Source organism: Burkholderia sp. MSMB1072, from assembly GCF_001524725.1.
In the GTDB taxonomy this organism is placed as follows: domain Bacteria; phylum Pseudomonadota; class Gammaproteobacteria; order Burkholderiales; family Burkholderiaceae; genus Burkholderia.
The window spans coordinates 286631-303381 of sequence record NZ_LOYC01000071.1; the positions used below are offsets into that span (position 1 = coordinate 286631).

Annotated in this window: 13 protein-coding genes; 5 read left to right on the top strand and 8 right to left on the bottom strand. The window is 67.7% G+C overall.

All coding sequences use genetic code 11. The features are described from left to right. Window positions 1-64 precede the first annotated feature (64 nt). Entirely contained in the window at window positions 65-2386 is a 2322-nt protein-coding gene (parC, locus tag WS89_RS31305) for a DNA topoisomerase IV subunit A (protein ID WP_059795945.1), read from the top strand. 247 nt (window positions 2387-2633) lie between these two features. After that, on the top strand, window positions 2634-3092 hold the full coding sequence (locus tag WS89_RS31310) for a CopD family protein (RefSeq protein ID WP_059499163.1): 459 nt from the start codon (window positions 2634-2636) through the stop codon (window positions 3090-3092). Between the two features lie 51 nt (window positions 3093-3143). Here WS89_RS31310 and WS89_RS31315 read toward each other — a convergent pair whose 3' ends face one another. Continuing rightward, entirely contained in the window at window positions 3144-4028 is an 885-nt protein-coding gene (locus tag WS89_RS31315; RefSeq protein WP_059795947.1) for a LysR family transcriptional regulator, read from the bottom strand. Window positions 4029-4140: 112 nt separating this feature from the next. On the opposite strand from WS89_RS31315, the gene WS89_RS31320 reads away from it, so the two are divergent. Then, entirely contained in the window at window positions 4141-4587 is a 447-nt protein-coding gene (locus tag WS89_RS31320; RefSeq protein WP_059796000.1) for a multidrug/biocide efflux PACE transporter, read from the top strand. 46 nt (window positions 4588-4633) lie between these two features. Here WS89_RS31320 and WS89_RS31325 read toward each other — a convergent pair whose 3' ends face one another. The 7 genes from WS89_RS31325 to WS89_RS31355 all read right to left on the bottom strand — a co-directional run bounded on the left by WS89_RS31325 (window position 4634) and on the right by WS89_RS31355 (window position 12997). Continuing rightward, complete coding sequence (locus tag WS89_RS31325; protein ID WP_059499165.1) at window positions 4634-5842, bottom strand: chromate transporter; 1209 nt, start codon at window positions 5840-5842, stop codon at window positions 4634-4636. 203 nt (window positions 5843-6045) lie between these two features. Further along, on the bottom strand, window positions 6046-8385 hold the full coding sequence (locus WS89_RS31330; protein WP_059795949.1) for a bifunctional diguanylate cyclase/phosphodiesterase: 2340 nt from the start codon (window positions 8383-8385) through the stop codon (window positions 6046-6048). A gap of 216 nt (window positions 8386-8601) precedes the next feature. After that, window positions 8602-9486, bottom strand: a complete 885-nt coding sequence (locus tag WS89_RS31335) for a PhzF family phenazine biosynthesis protein (protein ID WP_059795951.1) — start codon at window positions 9484-9486, stop codon at window positions 8602-8604. Between the two features lie 13 nt (window positions 9487-9499). Beyond that, complete coding sequence (locus WS89_RS31340) at window positions 9500-9958, bottom strand: RidA family protein (RefSeq protein ID WP_006478174.1); 459 nt, start codon at window positions 9956-9958, stop codon at window positions 9500-9502. Window positions 9959-10001: 43 nt separating this feature from the next. Continuing rightward, complete coding sequence (locus WS89_RS31345) at window positions 10002-11183, bottom strand: aminotransferase-like domain-containing protein (RefSeq protein ID WP_059795953.1); 1182 nt, start codon at window positions 11181-11183, stop codon at window positions 10002-10004. A gap of 165 nt (window positions 11184-11348) precedes the next feature. Beyond that, window positions 11349-12257: a DMT family transporter gene (locus WS89_RS31350; protein WP_059795954.1), complete on the bottom strand. Its 909-nt coding sequence runs from the start codon at window positions 12255-12257 to the stop codon at window positions 11349-11351. A gap of 47 nt (window positions 12258-12304) precedes the next feature. Then, window positions 12305-12997, bottom strand: coding sequence for a VOC family protein (locus WS89_RS31355; RefSeq protein WP_059795956.1), 693 nt, complete (start codon window positions 12995-12997; stop codon window positions 12305-12307). Window positions 12998-13226: 229 nt separating this feature from the next. On the opposite strand from WS89_RS31355, the gene WS89_RS31360 reads away from it, so the two are divergent. Together WS89_RS31360 and htpG are read left to right on the top strand one after the other, a co-directional pair. Beyond that, window positions 13227-14687, top strand: a complete 1461-nt coding sequence (locus WS89_RS31360; protein WP_059795958.1) for an aminotransferase-like domain-containing protein — start codon at window positions 13227-13229, stop codon at window positions 14685-14687. 158 nt (window positions 14688-14845) lie between these two features. Further along, window positions 14846-16744, top strand: coding sequence for a molecular chaperone HtpG (gene htpG, locus WS89_RS31365; protein ID WP_059795959.1), 1899 nt, complete (start codon window positions 14846-14848; stop codon window positions 16742-16744). Window positions 16745-16751 lie beyond the last annotated feature (7 nt).

Below are 16751 nucleotides of genomic sequence, written 5' to 3' on the forward strand. Positions count from 1 at the left end.
CCTGCCGCGCGGCCGGGCATGACGCCCGGCCCGGCCTCACGCCACTTACGAATACGGAATTCAGATGGACGACAATACTTCCGATCTCTTTGCCAGCCCCGACGCGCCGGAGAGCGACGCGCTGACGCTCGGCAACTACGCGGAGCAGGCGTATCTCAGCTACGCGGTCAGCGTCGTGAAGAGTCGCGCGCTGCCCGACGTGTGCGACGGCCAGAAGCCGGTGCAGCGCCGGATTCTCTACGCCATGAACGAAATGGGCCTTGGACCCGACGCGAAGCCGGTGAAGTCGGCGCGCGTGGTCGGCGACGTGCTCGGTAAATACCATCCGCACGGCGACCAGTCGGCGTACGACGCGCTCGTGCGTCTCGCGCAGGATTTCTCGCTGCGCTATCCGCTGATCGACGGGCAGGGCAACTTCGGCTCGCGCGACGGCGACGGCGCGGCGGCGATGCGTTACACGGAAGCGCGCCTCACGCCGATCGCGAAGCTGCTGCTCGACGAGATCGACCAGGGCACGGTCGACTTCATGCCGAACTACGACGGTTCGTTCGAGGAGCCGAAGACGCTGCCGAGCCGCATGCCGTTCGTGCTGCTGAACGGCGCGTCGGGCATCGCGGTCGGCCTCGCCACCGAAATCCCGTCGCACAACCTGCGCGAAGTGGCGGCCGCGGCGGTCGCGCTGATCCGCAATCCGAAGCTCACGCACGCGGAGCTGATGAACCTGATTCCCGGCCCGGACTTCCCCGGCGGCGGCCAGATCATCTCGAGCGACACCGAAATCTCGGCGGCGTACGAAACGGGCCGCGGCAGCCTGAAGGTGCGGGCGAAGTGGAAGATCGAGGATCTCGCGCGCGGCCAGTGGCAGCTCGTCGTGACCGAGCTGCCGCCGAACACGTCGGGCCAGAAGGTGCTCGAGGAAATCGAGGAGCTGACCAACCCGAAACTCAAGCTCGGCAAGAAGACGCTGACGCCCGAGCAGCTCAACACGAAGAAGGCGATGCTCGACCTGCTCGACGCGGTGCGCGACGAGTCGGGCAAGGAAGCGGCGGTGCGGCTCGTGTTCGAGCCGAAGTCGCGCACGATCGACCAGACGGAATTCGTGAACACGCTGCTCGCGTACACGAGCCTCGAATCGAACGCGACGCTGAACCTCGTGATGATCGGCGCCGATGGCCGGCCGGGCCAGAAGGGCCTGCTGACGATCCTCGACGAATGGGTGAAGTTCCGCCAGCTGACGATGACGCGTCGTTGCCGCCATCGTCTCGCGAAGGTCGACGACCGCATCCACATCCTCGAAGGGCGGATGATCGTCTTCCTGAACATCGACGAGGTGATCCGCATCATCCGCGAGTCGGACGAGCCGAAGGTCGCGTTGATGAGCGCGTTCGGGCTCAGCGAGCGGCAGGCCGAGGACATCCTCGAAATCCGCCTGCGCCAGCTCGCGCGGCTCGAGAAGATCAAGATCGAGAAGGAACTCGAAGCGCTGCGCGACGAGAAGGCGAAGCTCGAGGAACTGCTCGCGAACGAAAGCGCGATGAAGCGGCTGATGATCAAGGAGATCGAGGCCGATGCGAAGCAGTACGGCGACGATCGCCGCACGCTGATCCAGCAGGAAAAGCGCGCGACGTTCGAGGCGAAAGTGGTCGACGAGCCGGTGACGGTGGTCGTATCGCAGAAGGGCTGGGTGCGTGCGCTGAAGGGCCACGGGCTCGACCCGGCCGGCTTCACGTTCAAGGCGGGCGATCACCTGTACGCGGCCTTCCAGTGCCGCACGCCGGATCGCATGATCGCGTGGGGCAGCAGCGGCCGCGTGTATTCGGTCGACGTGTCGGTGTTGCCGGGCGGGCGCGGCGACGGCGTGCCGGTCACGTCGCTGATCGAGCTCGAGTCGGGCTCGCACCTGATGCATTACTACGCGGCGCCGGCCGACCAGCAACTGCTGCTCGCGTCGAGCAACGGTTTCGGCTTCCTCGCGAAGGTCGGCGACATGGTGAGCCGCGTGAAGGCCGGCAAGTCGTTCATGACCATCGATGCGGGCGCGGTGCCGCTCGCGCCGATGCCGGTGCTGCCGAACGCGACGCAGGTCGCGTGCCTGTCGAGCGGCGGGCGCCTGCTCGTGTTCGGGATGGACGAGATGAAGACGCTGTCCGGCGGTGGGCGTGGCGTGATCCTGATGGCGCTCGACGACAAGGAAACGCTCGTGCAGGCGCTGGCGATCGATCCGGCGGGCGTCGTGCTGATCGGCACCGGCCGCGGCGGCAAGGCGCAGGACGACACGCTGTCGTACGCCGGGCTCGCGCCGCACATCGGCAAGCGCGCACGCAAGGGCCGCGCGCCGGAGACGAAGCTCAAGATCGTCAACGAGCTGCGTCCGCTGCTCGGCTGACGCCGCGCGCGATCGCCCGGTTCAGCCGCGATCGAAGGCCGCACGTCCGCTTCGGCGGGCGTGCGGCCTTTTCTTTTCGGCGCGGGGATGCGGGTAAGCAAGCGTGGCGTTGTCACGCGGAACTTGCAAAATAATGTGAAATCGCGCCGAGGGCCTGAACCGCGACGCGGCTGGCGGGTCGAACGTCGCTTGATGCCGCGTGCGACGCGGCTGTTCGTTGCACCTCACTCATCACAGGATCGTCTCCATGTCCCACGCCGTTGCCGTCGCGCTGTTTCTTCACCTGCTGGCCGTCGCCGTGTGGGTGGGCGGGATGGTCTTCGCCAACTTCTGCCTGCGCCCGGCGCTGTCCGACCTGTCGCCGCAGCTTCGGTTGCCGCTGATCGAAGGCGTGTTCGGCCGCTTCTTCAACTGGGTGTCGGGGGCCGTGATCGTGATCCTGCTGTCCGGCGGGTTCCTGTTGACGAGCTTCGGCGGGGCGCACGCGACGTGGTCGCTGCATGCGATGGCCGGGCTCGGCGTCGTGATGATGCTGATCTTCGGGCACATCCGCTTCGCGCTGTTCCCGCGCATTCGCCGTGCGGTGCAGGCGCAGAACTGGCCGGACGGCGCGCGTGCGGTGAATGCGGTGCGCCTGCTCGTCGTCGTGAACCTCGTGCTCGGCGTCGTCACGATCGGCGCGGCCGTGCTGTCGCGCGGTTTCTGAGCGGCCGGCGCCCGCCGCGGCCGCAGGCCGCTGGCCTGGCTGCATGCGCCGCTACGCGGCCAGCATCGCGTCGAGCAGCCATGAGCCGGCCGGCCCGAGCGGCCGGTTGCGCGACCAGACCGCGTCCACCCGCACGCGGCGCGGCCAGCCGCGCGAGCGTAGCTCGCACAGGCGGTCGCGCGCGAAGTGCTCGACCATCCAGCGCGGCAGTTCCGCCCAACCGAACCCCAGTACGGCCATCTCCAGCAGCATCAGGTAGCTCGGCGCCAGCCAGTGCTGCGTGCCGACGACGATCCGGTCGTCGGTGCCGCGGCCTTCCGTTTTCACGTACGTATTGAGGCGCAGTTCGCGCACGTCGCGCAGCGCCGCGTGCGGCACTTCGGCGTCGCCGTATTCGGCGAGCGCGTGCTTGCGGCCCACGAACAGCCCGATCTCCGATTCCTCCGCAACCGTCGCCGCGCCGATATCGGCCGGGTAGGCGGCGCGCGCGGCCATCAGCCCGAGTTGCGCGCGGCCTTGCTGGATCAGGTCGAGCACGTCGTCGTGCTCGGCGATCTGGCATTCGAGCTCGAGCGCCGGAAAGCGCCGTTCGAGCGCCATCAACGTTTCTTCGTAGCGCTTCGACTGATACGTATCGGACACGACGAGCGTGAGCCGCGCTTCCTCGCCGTGCGCGAGCCGCGCGGCCGTGCGGTCGATCGCCGCGCTGGCTTCGAGCGCGCGCTGCACCTGCGGCAGCAGTGCGCGCCCGGCGTCGGTGAGCGTCGGCGTGCGCGTCGAGCGATCGAACAACTGCACGCCGAGATCGATTTCGAGGTTCGCGATCGCCTCCGACACGGTCGACTGACGCTTGCCGAGCTTGCGTGCGGCGGCCGTAAACGAGCCGAGCAGCGCCGCCTCGGCGAATGCGAGCAGGGCTTCCGGGGGGTGGTGCATGCAGTGCTCCTGGCGGCTTTATATCGGTGAAACCGATGATATCAAACTGGATTCATCCGGTTTCGCCGATCAAAATGGCCGCCATGAATCAGGTCATGCCTTGGAGGACATCATGAAACAGACGAATAAAACGGTGACGGAACGCCTGCTGCACGCGCTGACGTTCGAACTGGTGGCGATCGCCCTGTGCGCGCCGATCGGCGCGTGGCTGCTCGACATGCCTGTGTCGCACGTCGGTGTGCTGACGGTGATGGTGTCGCTGATCGCGATGGCGTGGAACATGACCTTCAACGCGCTGTTCGACCGCTTCGAGCGGCGAGCCGGGTTGTCGCGCACGCTCGGGATGCGGATCGTGCACGCGGTGACGTTCGAGCTCGGCCTCGTCGCGATGGTGGTGCCGGTTGCCGCGTGGTGGCTGAACGTGAGCCTCGTCGAGGCGCTGCTGCTCGACCTCGGCATCGTGCTGTTCTTCCTGCCTTACACGTTCTGCTTCAACCTCGCATACGACGCGCTGCGCGTGCGCTGGATGGCACGCCGGGTCGCGACGCAGGCCGGTTGACGGAGCCGGGCACGCAGGGCGTTGGCGGGTTGGAGGCGGCCGCCCGTCAGTGCGCGGCGGCCCACAGCCACACGCTGCACGCGACGGCGACCGCGCCGTACACGGCATAGACGGGCACCTTGAAGCGCGTGAAGCACAGCGTCGCGAAGGCGCCCGTCAGCCAGTAGACCGGGTCGGCGGGCTCGCGATGCAGGATCTTCACGACGGCGACCACGAGAAAGCCCGTCGTCGCCGCGCGCAGCAGGCGCATCCCGTGCTCGAAGCGCGAATGGCGCTTGAGCCGGAACAGGTGGTTGTGCGCGAACACGACGAGGCATCCCGACGGGATGAACAGCGCGGCGGTGGCGAGCAGCGCGCCGACCCAGCCGTCGGTCAGGTAGCCGAGAAACGGCACCACGTTCAGCAACGGCCCCGGCGCGACCGGCGACAGCGCGAATGCCAGCGTGAAGTCGTGATCGGAGATGCCTGTTGCCGGCGAGACGAACAGCGTCTTGAGCACCGGCAGCGCAGAGAAGCCGCCGCCGAACAGCGTCATGCCGGCGCCCGCGAGGCGCGGCCACAGCAGCTCCGCCTGGTAATTGCCGGGCAGCGGCACCGCGAACAGCAGGACGAGCACGCCGAGCAGCACGAGCAGGCCGCGGTCGCGCTTGGACAGCGTGAAATCGACCGCGTCGCGTTGCGACGGCCCCGTCAGCCAGCCCGCTGCAAACGCGGCGAACAGAATCCCGACGAAAGCGGCCGGACTATGCGCGAAAGCGAGCAGAATCGTCGATAGCGCGGCGATCGACTGTTCGAGCCGCGTGCGCGCGAGCGAGCGCAACTGCTTGACCCACGTTACGCCGATCAACGCCGCGAGCACCATTCCGAAGTGATTGATCAGCATCGGCGCCGCGAGCGAGCGCACGAGCGGCGTCCGATAGAAGATCGCGAACAGCGTCATCAGGATCGAGAACGGCAGCACGCTCGCAATACCGGCGACCCATGCGCCGGCACGGCCGTGCAGCGTTTGGCCGACCTGCACGGCGACGTTGCAGCCGACGGGGCCAGGGACGAGCCACGCGAGCGCGACGAGATCGCCGAAGACGTGCGGCTCGATCCGCTGCAGCCGCTCGACGTAATGGCGTTCGAGTTGCGCCATCATCGAAAGTCCGCCCCACGAGACGGCCGAAATGCTGGCGACGACCTTGAACAAGGCCCAGAGGGATGCCGGTGCCTCTTCGACACGAGCGGGCGCTTCGACTTCGACGGTTGTCATGATTGTGTAGTTGGCGCAGGGCCGGATCTCTCGCGTATGGCCATGCCGGTGGCCGACCGACACGTAGGCCCTCCCAATTGTCCGCCGCGCATCATGACACTGCCATGCGCGAAAACGCTAGTTAATGAACTCGACGATCGGATCGGAAAACGCAACAATTGCGACGGCGCGCCACGCGCGCCATGGCGGCAGCGGCGCGGCGCTCAGGCGCCCGTGCTGCCGGTCGCGCGATGCGCGACGACGTTCGGATGATCGCCACGCACGCCGAAGCGTGCGATCAGCGCGGGAATCGCATCGGCCGGCACCGGGCGCGAGAACAGGAAGCCCTGCGCCTCGATTTCGCCGAGCGTGGCCAGCCACGTGATCTGCTCCTCGGTCTCCGTGCCCTCGACGACGACGGTCAGCCCGAGCGAGCGCGCGAGATGTACGATCGACGACACCATCACGCACACGCTGCGATCGGTCGGAATCGCCTGCACGAACGAGCGGTCGACCTTCAGCGTGTCGACGGAGAAGCGGTGCAGGTACGACAGCGACGAATAGCCGGTGCCGAAATCGTCGAGCGCGATCCGGATGCCGAGCTTCTTCAGCGCGACGATCTTCTCGGATACGAGTTCCGGATATTCCATCATCGCGGTTTCGGTGATCTCGATCTCGAGCCGGTTCGCGTCGATGCCGGTGTCCTGCAGCGCCTGCGAGATCGTCTCGATCAGGTCGCCGCGCCAGAACTGCACCGGCGAGATGTTGACCGCGAGCGTCAGCGTGTCGTGACCCTCGTCGCGCCAGCGCGCGATCTGCTCGCACGCGGTGCGGATCACGAAATCGCCGATCGGCACGATCAGGCCGGTCGATTCGGCGATCGAGATGAACTCGTTCGCGGAGATGACGCCGTGTTCCGGATGATCCCAGCGCGCGAGCGCTTCGAAGCCGGTGATATAGCGGTGCGTGAGATCGATCTTCGGCTGGTACGCGAGGAACAATTGCCCTTCGGCGAGCGCGACGCGTAATTGCTGTTCCCAGCGCATCAGGTGGTCGGCGCGGTGCGACAGATGCGGCGCATAGAACTGGTAGCAGTTCTTGCCGGCGTCCTTCGCGCTGTACATCGCGAGGTCGGCCTTTTTCAGCAGGTCGATCTCGCTCTCGTTCGCGACGGTGTGCAGCGCGATGCCGATGCTCGCATGCAGCACGAACGAACTGCCGCGTACGTCGAACGGCTCGCTGAACATCCGGATGATCGCTTCTGCGAGCCGCACCGCACGCCGCTCGACGTCGTCGCCCTTCATCACGACGACGAACTCGTCGCCGCCGATGCGTGCGAGCGAGCCTTCGTCGCCGACCGCGTCGGCCAGGCGCGACGCGGTCATCTGCAGCACGATGTCGCCGGCGTTGTGGCCGAGCGTGTCGTTGACGGTCTTGAAGTTGTCGAGATCGATGAACAGCAGGCCGAGCCGCGACAGGCTCGCGGGCATCGACACGTCGTTGCGCAGCCCGCGCAGCGTCGCATAGCGGTTCGCGAGGCCGGTGAGCAGATCGTATTCGGCGAGCTGCGTCATTTCGCGCTCGCGGCCGAGCAGCTTGCCGATCAGGCCCGTCGCGACGCCGAAGAACGCGAGCATCGCGAGCGTGATGAAGCTCGTCATCAGCAGGTAGACGTTGCGCGTGTGGTAGTAGTCCGCGAACTCTTCCGTCTGCGACAGCCCGACCATTACCGCGAGCGGGTAGCCGTCGAGGTGGCGGTACGACACGATGCGCGTCACGCCGTCGATCGGATCGATGATCGTGCCCGTCACGCGCTCCGCGATCGGGTAGACGCCCGAGGCCGAAAACGCGCCCGGCGCGTTGCTCACCGAACCCGTGCGCCGTGCGAGCACCGCGCCCGTGTCGGATACGACCGCGATCACGCCTTCCTTGCCGATCGCCGCGTTGTTGTAGAAATCGTTCGTGAAGTAGCTCGGGTCTTCCGACACCACGACGATGCCCGCGAAGCTGCCGTCCGGGTTGTTCAGGCGCCGCGTCATCTGCAGCGTCCAGTGGCTCGACACGCGGCCGAGCACGGGCTTGCTGATGAAGAGGCGGTCGTCGTTGTGCGCGAGATGGACCTTGAAGTGCTCGCGATCGGACAGGTTGATCGGTTGCGGATGGAGTTCGGCGGTGTTCGCGAACAGGATGCCCTTCGCGTTGACGAGCGACACCTGGATCAGCGTGTCGCTCGGCACGACGCCTTTTTCGACGGCGCTCGCGAGATTGAAGCGCGCCGGCGATTTCTCGAATTCGAACTTGACGAAGCGGGTGATCTGGTCGACCTGGTGGATCGCCTTGACCGTATGCTGCTCGAGCGCGGACGACAGGATCGCCGCGGAGGCCGCCGCTTCCTTGTAGGCGCTGTCCTTTTCGACGGACAGACGCGCGATGATCACGGCCCACAGTAGCGCGAGCGCCAGCATCCCGAGCAGCGGGATGGCAAACAACGCACGCCGGCGCGATTTGCGCGGCGCGCGCAGCGGCCGGTTCGGCGGCGTGTGGTTGGACCGGGCGGAGCTCATCGAAGAGGGCGGCGTCCTGCTCGCGTGCGCCATCCGTCTGGATGGCCGGCTATGGTTCGGATTGTCCCGACGTCTGTTCGTTCGCGGGACGCGCAACCATGGACAGACCTCCGAAACAACGGATTAGGCCCGATATTACTGGCTGGAACGTTTTTGCGATAGTTGGGCAAAGCGTAGGGCGCCGGACGAGCCGGCGCCATCGCACATCGCGAAATGTCAGGCGGGCGACCGGAACGTGCCGTCGACGACCGTGACGACGTGGCCGCCGATCCAGGTCGTGCCGTCTTCGTCGTAGCTGACGAAGATGCGTCCGTCGCGACCGATCGCCGTGCCCTGGCGGGCCGTGTACGACTGGCCGGGGCGGCGTTCCTGCCGCGTCAGCAGCCCGGCCAGCGCGGCGTTCGCGCTGCCGGTGACGGGATCCTCGCCGGGGGTGCCGAACTGGCCGCCCGTCATCAGGCAGCGGATCTCGAACGTCGCGGGGCCGCCTTCCGCGTGCGGCGCGTAGGCCGCCACGCCGTGTACGCCGTAGCGGTGCGTAAGCGCCGCGAGCGCGGCCGGATCGGGCGACAGGCCGATGCACGCGTCGGCCGACTTCAGCCGCACGACCAGCCACGGCGCGCCGTTGTCCACCGCGCACGGCTCGGCGTCCAGGTCGAGCGCGTCGCTTTGCAGCGCGGCGGCCAGTGCCGGGTAGTCCGAACGGTCGAGCGGCGTGACGCGCGCCGGCGGCGCGGCGAATGCCCAGCCGCCGGCCTGCTCGCGCAGCGCGACCCGGCCGACCCCGCATTGCTGGATCAGCCGGCCCGGCGTGCGCGGCCGCGCACCGCTTTCCAGGAACGCATGCGCGGTGCCGAGCGTCGGGTGGCCGGCGAACGGCAGTTCGCCGCCCGTCGTGAAGATCCGCACGCGATAGTCGGCTTGCGGATCGGTCGGCGTGCAGAGGAACGTCGTTTCCGACAGGTTCGTCCAGCGGGCGATCTCGAGCATCGCGTCGTCGCCGAGCGCATCGGCGTCGAACACCACGGCAAGCGGATTGCCCTTGAACGGCACCGACGTGAACACGTCGACCTGCTTGAAGCGAACGAGACGGCCAGGCATCGCGGTGCGTCCGTTACGCGACTTCGGCGATCAGTTCGATCTCGACGCACGCGCCGAGCGGGATCTGCGCGACGCCGAACGCCGAGCGCGCATGCTTGCCCGCATCGCCGAACACTTCGGCGATCAGCTCCGATGCGCCATTCGTCACGACGTGCTGTTCGGTGAAGTCGAGCGTCGAGTTGACGAGGCTCATCAGCTTGACGATGCGCGTGACCTTGTTCAGGTCGCCGGTGTGCGCGTGCAGCGTCGCGAGCAGATCGATCGCGATCGAGCGGGCGGCCGCCTTGCCGTCTTCCGTTTGCAGATCCGCACCGAGCTTGCCGGCCCAGACCTTGCCGTCCTTCTTCGCGATATGGCCCGACAGGTAGACGGTGTTGCCGCTTTGCGCGCTCATCACGTAGGCGGCGGCCGGTGCGCCGGCGGTCGGGAGCTCGATGCCGAGCGACTTCAGTTTGTCGTAGACGTTAGCCATGCGTTCGATTCCTCGTAGAGAGTCGTGACAGGGGAAAAGGGGATCAGAGGCGCTCGCGCAGCAGCTTGCCGAGGCGTGCGACGCCTTCCTCGATCTTCTCGGGCGGCACCGTCACGAACGACAGACGCAGCGTGTTCTGCTGCGCGTTCTCCGCGAAGAACGGCGCGCCCGGCACGAAGGCGACGTGGTTGTCGACGGCCGCGGCGAGCAGCTTCATGCTGTCGATCTGCGCGGGCAGGTTCACCCAGATGAACATCCCGCCTTCCGGACGGTTCCACGTGACGCCTTCCGGCATGTGGCGCGCGAGCGCGCCGAGCATCGCGTCGCACTGCGAGCTGTACAGCTCGCGGATCGTCGGGATGTGCTCGTCGAGGAAGCCGTCCTTGATCACTTCGTGCGCGATGCGCTGCGTGAGCGTCGGCGTGTGCAGGTCGGTGGCCTGCTTGGCCTGCACGAGCTTGAAGTGGAGTTCTTCGGGCGCAATGATGTAGCCGATCCGCAGGCCCGGCGCGAGCACCTTCGAGAACGTGCCGAGGTGCACGACGTGATCGGGCGCCATCGACAGCATCGTCGGCAGCGGCTCGCCCCGGTAGTTCAGCGCGCCGTACGGATCGTCCTCCAGCACCGGGAACGGGCTCGACTGCGCGAACGCGGCGAGCGCGCGGCGGCGCTCGACGGGCAGGCGGCGGCCGGTCGGGTTCTGGAAGTTCGGCTGCGCGTACAGCAGGCGCGCGCCTTGCGTGAGTTCGGGCGTGAGGCCTTCCGGCAGCAGGCCCTGCTCGTCGGTGGGCACCTGCACGTAGCGCGGCTCGTACAGCGAGAACGACTGCAGCGCGCCGAGGTAGGTCGGCGTTTCGACGAGGATCGGGCTGCCCGGGTCGACCAGCGCCTTGCCGAGCAGGTCGAGCGCCTGCTGCGAGCCGGTCGTGATCAGCACCTGCGACACGCGCACGCTGTAGCGTTCGGCGATCCACTCGCGCAGCGGCAGGTAGCCTTCGGTCGCGCTGTACTGGAGCGCGGCGGCCGGCGCGTCGCGCAGCACGCGATCGGCGGCGGCGCGCATGCGTTCCGCCGGGAACGTCGCGGGGGCGGGCAGGCCGCCGGCGAACGAGATGACCTCGGGGCGCTCCGTGACCTTCAGGATCTCGCGGATCGCAGAGCTCGTCAGCTTGCGGGCGCGTTCGGAAAGCTGCCAGTGCGGCGGATGCAGGTCGCTCGGATTCATAGTCTCCTCGTTCGGGTATCGTGGTCAGTCAAGAAAGGTCGCTCGGGCGGATCGTTTCGACGCTGCCGGGTGGGCGAACGCGAGCGCGATCGAGCCTTCGCGGCTGGGTGGGCACGGCCAGTCTGGCAAACCGATTAGGCAAAGCAGCCATTATGGCGTACCTGTTCAGCCGGCGCGAGCGGGATGCGGCGCCGTGGCGACCGCCGAGCGGCGCCCGAGCACCACGGTCGCGATCACGGCGGCGGCGAACAGCCACGTCGACGACGTGACCGTTTCGCCGAACAGCAGTGCGGAAAACGCGATCGTGAAGAAAATCTGCAGCAGTTGCACCTGGCCCACGCGCGCGGTGCCGCCCATCGCGAGCCCCGCGTACCACGCGAAAAAGCCGATGAACTGCGAAAAAAGGGTCACGTAGCCGAACGCGAGCCACGTGCGCAGCGCGAGCGGGCCCGGATGCGCAGCGTGCTGCATCCACGCGAGCCAGCCGACCGGCAGCACGAGGAACGGCGCCGATACGACGAGCGCCCAGCAGATCACCTGCCAGCCGCCGATCTGGCGCGCGAGCCGCGCGCCTTCCGCATAGCCGAGCGCGCCGATGCCGACCGCGACGAGCATCAGCGCGTCGCCGGCCTGCACGGCGCCGCCGCCGTCGCGCAGCGCGAATGCGATCACGAGCGCGCTGCCGGCCACCGCGCTGGCCCAGAACGCCTTCGACGGCCGTTCGTGCGACAGCCATGCCGCGTACAGCGCGACGAACAACGGCTGCAACCCGTTGACCACCGCGCCGTGCGATGCCGGCACCGATTTCATCGCCCAGGCCGAGAACACCGGATACGCGATGATCACGCCGGCCGACGTGATCGCGAGGCTTTTCAGTTGCGCGCGCGTCGGCAGCGGCTCGCGGCGCCACCACAGCAGCAGGCCGGCCGGCACGGCGGCGGCGAGCGCGCGGCCGAGCCCGTTGAGCAGCGGGTTGAGTTCGGATACGACGATCCGCGTCATCGGCAGCGTCAGGCTGAAAATCATCACGCCGATGAGGCCGAGCAGCATGCCCCGGGTTTCGCGCGAATTCATGTCGAGGGTGTCTCCGTCTTGCAGGGTGGTTACGATCGGGCGGGCGTTCAGCGCAGCGTGCGCGGGCCCTGCGGCGTGTCGAATTCGGCGACGAGCGCCGGCGGACCGTCGGTCGATTCGACGTCGATCAGGTGAGCGGCGCCGAGCCAGTCGAGCTGTTCGCGGATCGCATCCGCGCGCGGGTGGGCGCCCTTGAGTGCCTTCAGCGCGATGCCGTCGCCGGGCAGCGATTCGGACGGGTGGCGCGGGCTGTCCCACTGGATCAGCGACGGCACGAGGCCGTCGCCTGCGCCTTGCCAGGCGGGGAAGCTGCCGTCGTCGGGCACCGTGAGGCCCCAGCTCAGGTCGCCGCGTCGCATCGCGACGACGGGCGCGATACGGGCCGGATACTGGCGCTGCCACAGCGCAAGCTGGCGCGGGCGGTCGACGCGCGCGACCCAGTGCGCGAGAAACGGGCCCTGCGCGAGCCGCACGTGGAGCACCGGATCGTCGAGGCCGAACAGCCGCGCGCGCGGCGGCTTTGCGTCGTCGTCCGGCGCGGGCGCGTCGGGATCGATCGCGATCACTTCGAGGTAAAGCCCGCCCCACGCGCCGAACAATGCATTGTGGGTCCGCATCAGCGGGTGGCGGCCGCCGCCGGCCGGTTCGATGCCGAGTGCGTCGGCGACATGGCGCACGCCTTCGTCGAGGGTGCGCGCGGCAATCACGAGGTGGTCGAGTGTCAGGGAGCGAGCTGGCATGAGCGTCGGGCGGGAAGCGTAAGTGTCATGGTAAGCGGGCGAGGCGCCGGGCGGGGGCCGGACCGGCCGGCGCCCGGCCGCGATGCGGGCCGGCAGGCGCGGCGCCACGTGCGGCGGGGCCGAACCGGCGGCCGCACGATCGCCATTCCGGTCAACTGTAATCGTCGCTACCGGCACAGTAACGGTACAATCGGCGCGATAGCCTTCGGTACAGTTGGAGCCGCCGCCCATGTCCACCGTCCCACTCGCCCAGATTCCCGCGCCGCACGACACGGCCACGCTCACGCTCGTCGACCAGTTGGTCCAGTGGGCGCGGCGGCGTATCGACGAACGCGTGTTCCGTCCCGGCATGCGCATGCCGTCGATCCGCAAGCTCGCGCTCGACAAGAGCGTGTCGCGCTTCACCGTCGTCGAGGCCTACGAGCGCCTCGTCGCGCAGGGCTACCTCGACTCGCGGCGCGGCTCCGGCTTCTACGTGCGCGAGCGCACGGGCACCGGCCCGCAGCCGGCCGACGGCGCCGCGCGCGTAGCCGAGGCCGCGCCCGTGCACAACACGATCGACGTCGTCTGGCTGCTGCGCAACATGCTGCACACCGTCAGCCCGGAGAAGGGCCCGGGCCTCGGCTACCTGCCGGGCCGCTGGCTCGACGGCGAGCTGATCACCGGCGCGCTGCGCGCGCTCGGGCGCCAGTCGGGCGCACAGATGCTCGGCTTCGGCACCGCGCAGGGCTTCCTGCCGCTGCGCCAGCAACTGCAGACGCGCCTCGCCGAAGTCGAGATCGGCGCGAAGCCCGAACAGATCGTGCTGGTTTCCGGTATCACGCAGGCAATCGACCTGATCTCGCGGATCTACATGCGGCCGGGCGATGCGGTGATCGTCGGCGATCCCGCTTGGTTCCAGATGTTCGGCCGTTTCGCGGCGCAGGGCGCGCAACTCGTCGGGATGCCGTATACGCCCGACGGCCCCGACCTCGATGCGCTCGAAACCCTGGTGCAGATGTGGAGGCCGAAGATGCTCGTGATCAATTCGGTGCTGCAGAACCCGACCGGCACGTCGCTGTCGGCCGCGCAGGCGTTCCGGATCCTGAAGCTCGCGGAGGCCTACGATTTCCTCGTCGTCGAGGACGACGTGTACGGCGACCTGTGCCCGCCGAGCTATCCGGCCACGCGCCTCGCGAGCCTCGACCAGTTGAAGCGGGTGATCTACCTCGGCAGCTACTCGAAGACGCTCGCGGCGAACTTGCGGGTCGGGTACGTGGCCTGCGCGCCGGAGATCGCGAAGGCGGTCACCGACCAGAAGATGCTGGTCGGGATGACGACGCCCGAGCTCAACGAGCGCGTGCTGTACAAGATCCTGACCGAAGGGCATTACCGGCGCCATGTCGAGCGGCTGCGCGCGCGGCTCGACGGCGTGCGCGACAAGACCGCCCGGATGCTCGAGCGCACGGGGCTCGGGCTCTTCACGATGCCGGCGGCCGGGATGTTCCTGTGGGCCGACACGGGCGTCGATTCGGACGCGCTCGCGGCGGTCGCGCACGAGGCCGGCTTCCTGCTGACGCCGGGCAGCCTGTTTTCGCCGCAGCAGTCGCCGTCCACGTGGATGCGCTTCAACGTCGCGAACTGCGGCGATCCGGCGCTGCCGGGGCTGCTGGCGCGCTATATCGATTCGGCGGTGCGGCGCGCGTCGTGACGCGGCGCCGCGGGCCGGCTCTTGAAATGCCGCGCACCGTCCCCAGATACGCGCGCAAACCGCCGGCGCCCGGCGGTCGTCCTTCGTGGGGCCGCCGGCATCGCGCGCCGGGCGCCGGCGTCACCCCTTTTCAGTTCAAGTAAGAGGAAACAGTATCCATGGCACACGAAACGATGAGCTTTCAGGCAGAGGTCAAGCAACTCCTCCACCTGATGATCCATTCGCTCTACAGCAACAAGGAAATCTTCCTGCGCGAACTGGTGTCGAATGCGTCCGACGCAGCCGACAAGCTGCGTTTCGAAGGGCTCGCGGACAACGCGCTGTACGAGAACGATCCGAACCTGCGCATCCGCATCGGCTACGACAAGGCCGCGCGCACGATCACGATCGACGACAACGGCATCGGCATGAGCCGCGACGAGGCGATCGCGAACCTCGGCACGATCGCGCGTTCGGGCACCAAGGAGTTCTTCACGAAGCTGTCCGGCGACCAGCAGAAGGACGCGGCGCTGATCGGCCAGTTCGGCGTGGGCTTCTACTCGGGCTTCATCGTCGCCGACAAGATCACCGTCGAAACGCGCCGCGCGGGCCTGCCGGCGAATGAAGCCGTGCGCTGGGAAAGCGCCGGCGAGGGCGATTTCACGATCGACGCGATCGACCGCGCGCAGCGCGGCACGACGATCACGCTGCACCTGCGCGAAGGCGAGGACGACCTGCTGTCGTCGCATCGCCTGAAATCGATCATCCAGAAGTACTCCGACCACATCGCGCTGCCGATCCTGATGCGCAAGGAAGAGTGGGATCAGGAGAAGGGCGAGATGGTCCTGAAGGACGAGGACGAGACCGTCAACCAGGCGAGCGCGCTGTGGACGCGTTCGAAGGGCGAAATCACCGACGAGCAGTACACGCAGTTCTACCAGCACATCGCGCACGATCACCAGGATCCGCTCACGTGGACGCACAACCGCGTCGAGGGCCGCAGCGAATACATGCAACTGCTGTTCGTGCCGGCGCGCGCGCCGTTCGACCTGTGGAATCGCGACTACCGCGGCGGGCTGAAGCTGTACGTGAAGCGCGTGTTCATCATGGACGACGCCGAGCAGCTGCTGCCGCAGTATCTGCGTTTCGTGAAGGGCGTCGTCGATTCGGCCGACCTGCCGCTGAACGTCTCGCGTGAAATCCTGCAGGAAAGCCGCGACGTGAAGGCGATCCGCGAAGGCGTGACCAAGCGCGCGCTGTCGATGCTCGAAGAGCTCGCGAACGCGGAAGACGACGCCGGCAAGGAGAAGTACAAGACGTTCTGGAGCGCGTTCGGCCAGGTGCTGAAGGAAGGCGTCGGCGAGGATCATGCGAACCGCGAGCGCATCGCGAAGCTGCTGCGCTTCGCGTCGACGCACGGCGACACCGACGCGCAGGACGTGTCGCTCGCCGACTACGTGTCGCGCATGAAGCCGGAGCAGAGCAAGATCTACTACGTGACCGCCGACACGTGGCAGGCCGCGAAGAACAGCCCGCATCTGGAAGTGTTCCGCAAGAAGGGCGTCGAGGTGCTGCTGCTGACCGACCGCGTCGACGAATGGATGCTGTCGTTCCTGCACGAATTCGACGGCAAGCCGCTCGCGAGCGTGGCCCGCGGCGATCTCGACCTCGGCGAGCTGAACGACGAGGAGAAGAAGGCGCAGGAGCAGGCGGGCGAGGCGATCAAGCCGGTCGTCGAGAAGATGAAGGAAGCGCTCGGCGACAAGGTGAAGGAAGTGCGCGTCACGTTCCGCCTGACCGATTCGCCGTCGTGCCTCGTCGCGGACGACAACGACATGAGCGGCTACCTGCAGCGGATGCTGAAGGCCGCCGGCCAGAATGCGCCGGCGATGCAGCCGATCCTCGAGATCAATCCCGAGCACGCGCTCGTGAAGCAGCTGAAGGCCGACAGCGCCGATTTCGGCGACTGGTGCCATCTGCTGTTCGATCAGGCGCTGTTGGCCGAAGGCGGCATGCTCGACGATCCGGCGAGCTTCGTGAAGCGGACCAACGCGCTGCTGCTGTCGCGCGCCGCGTGAACGTGCG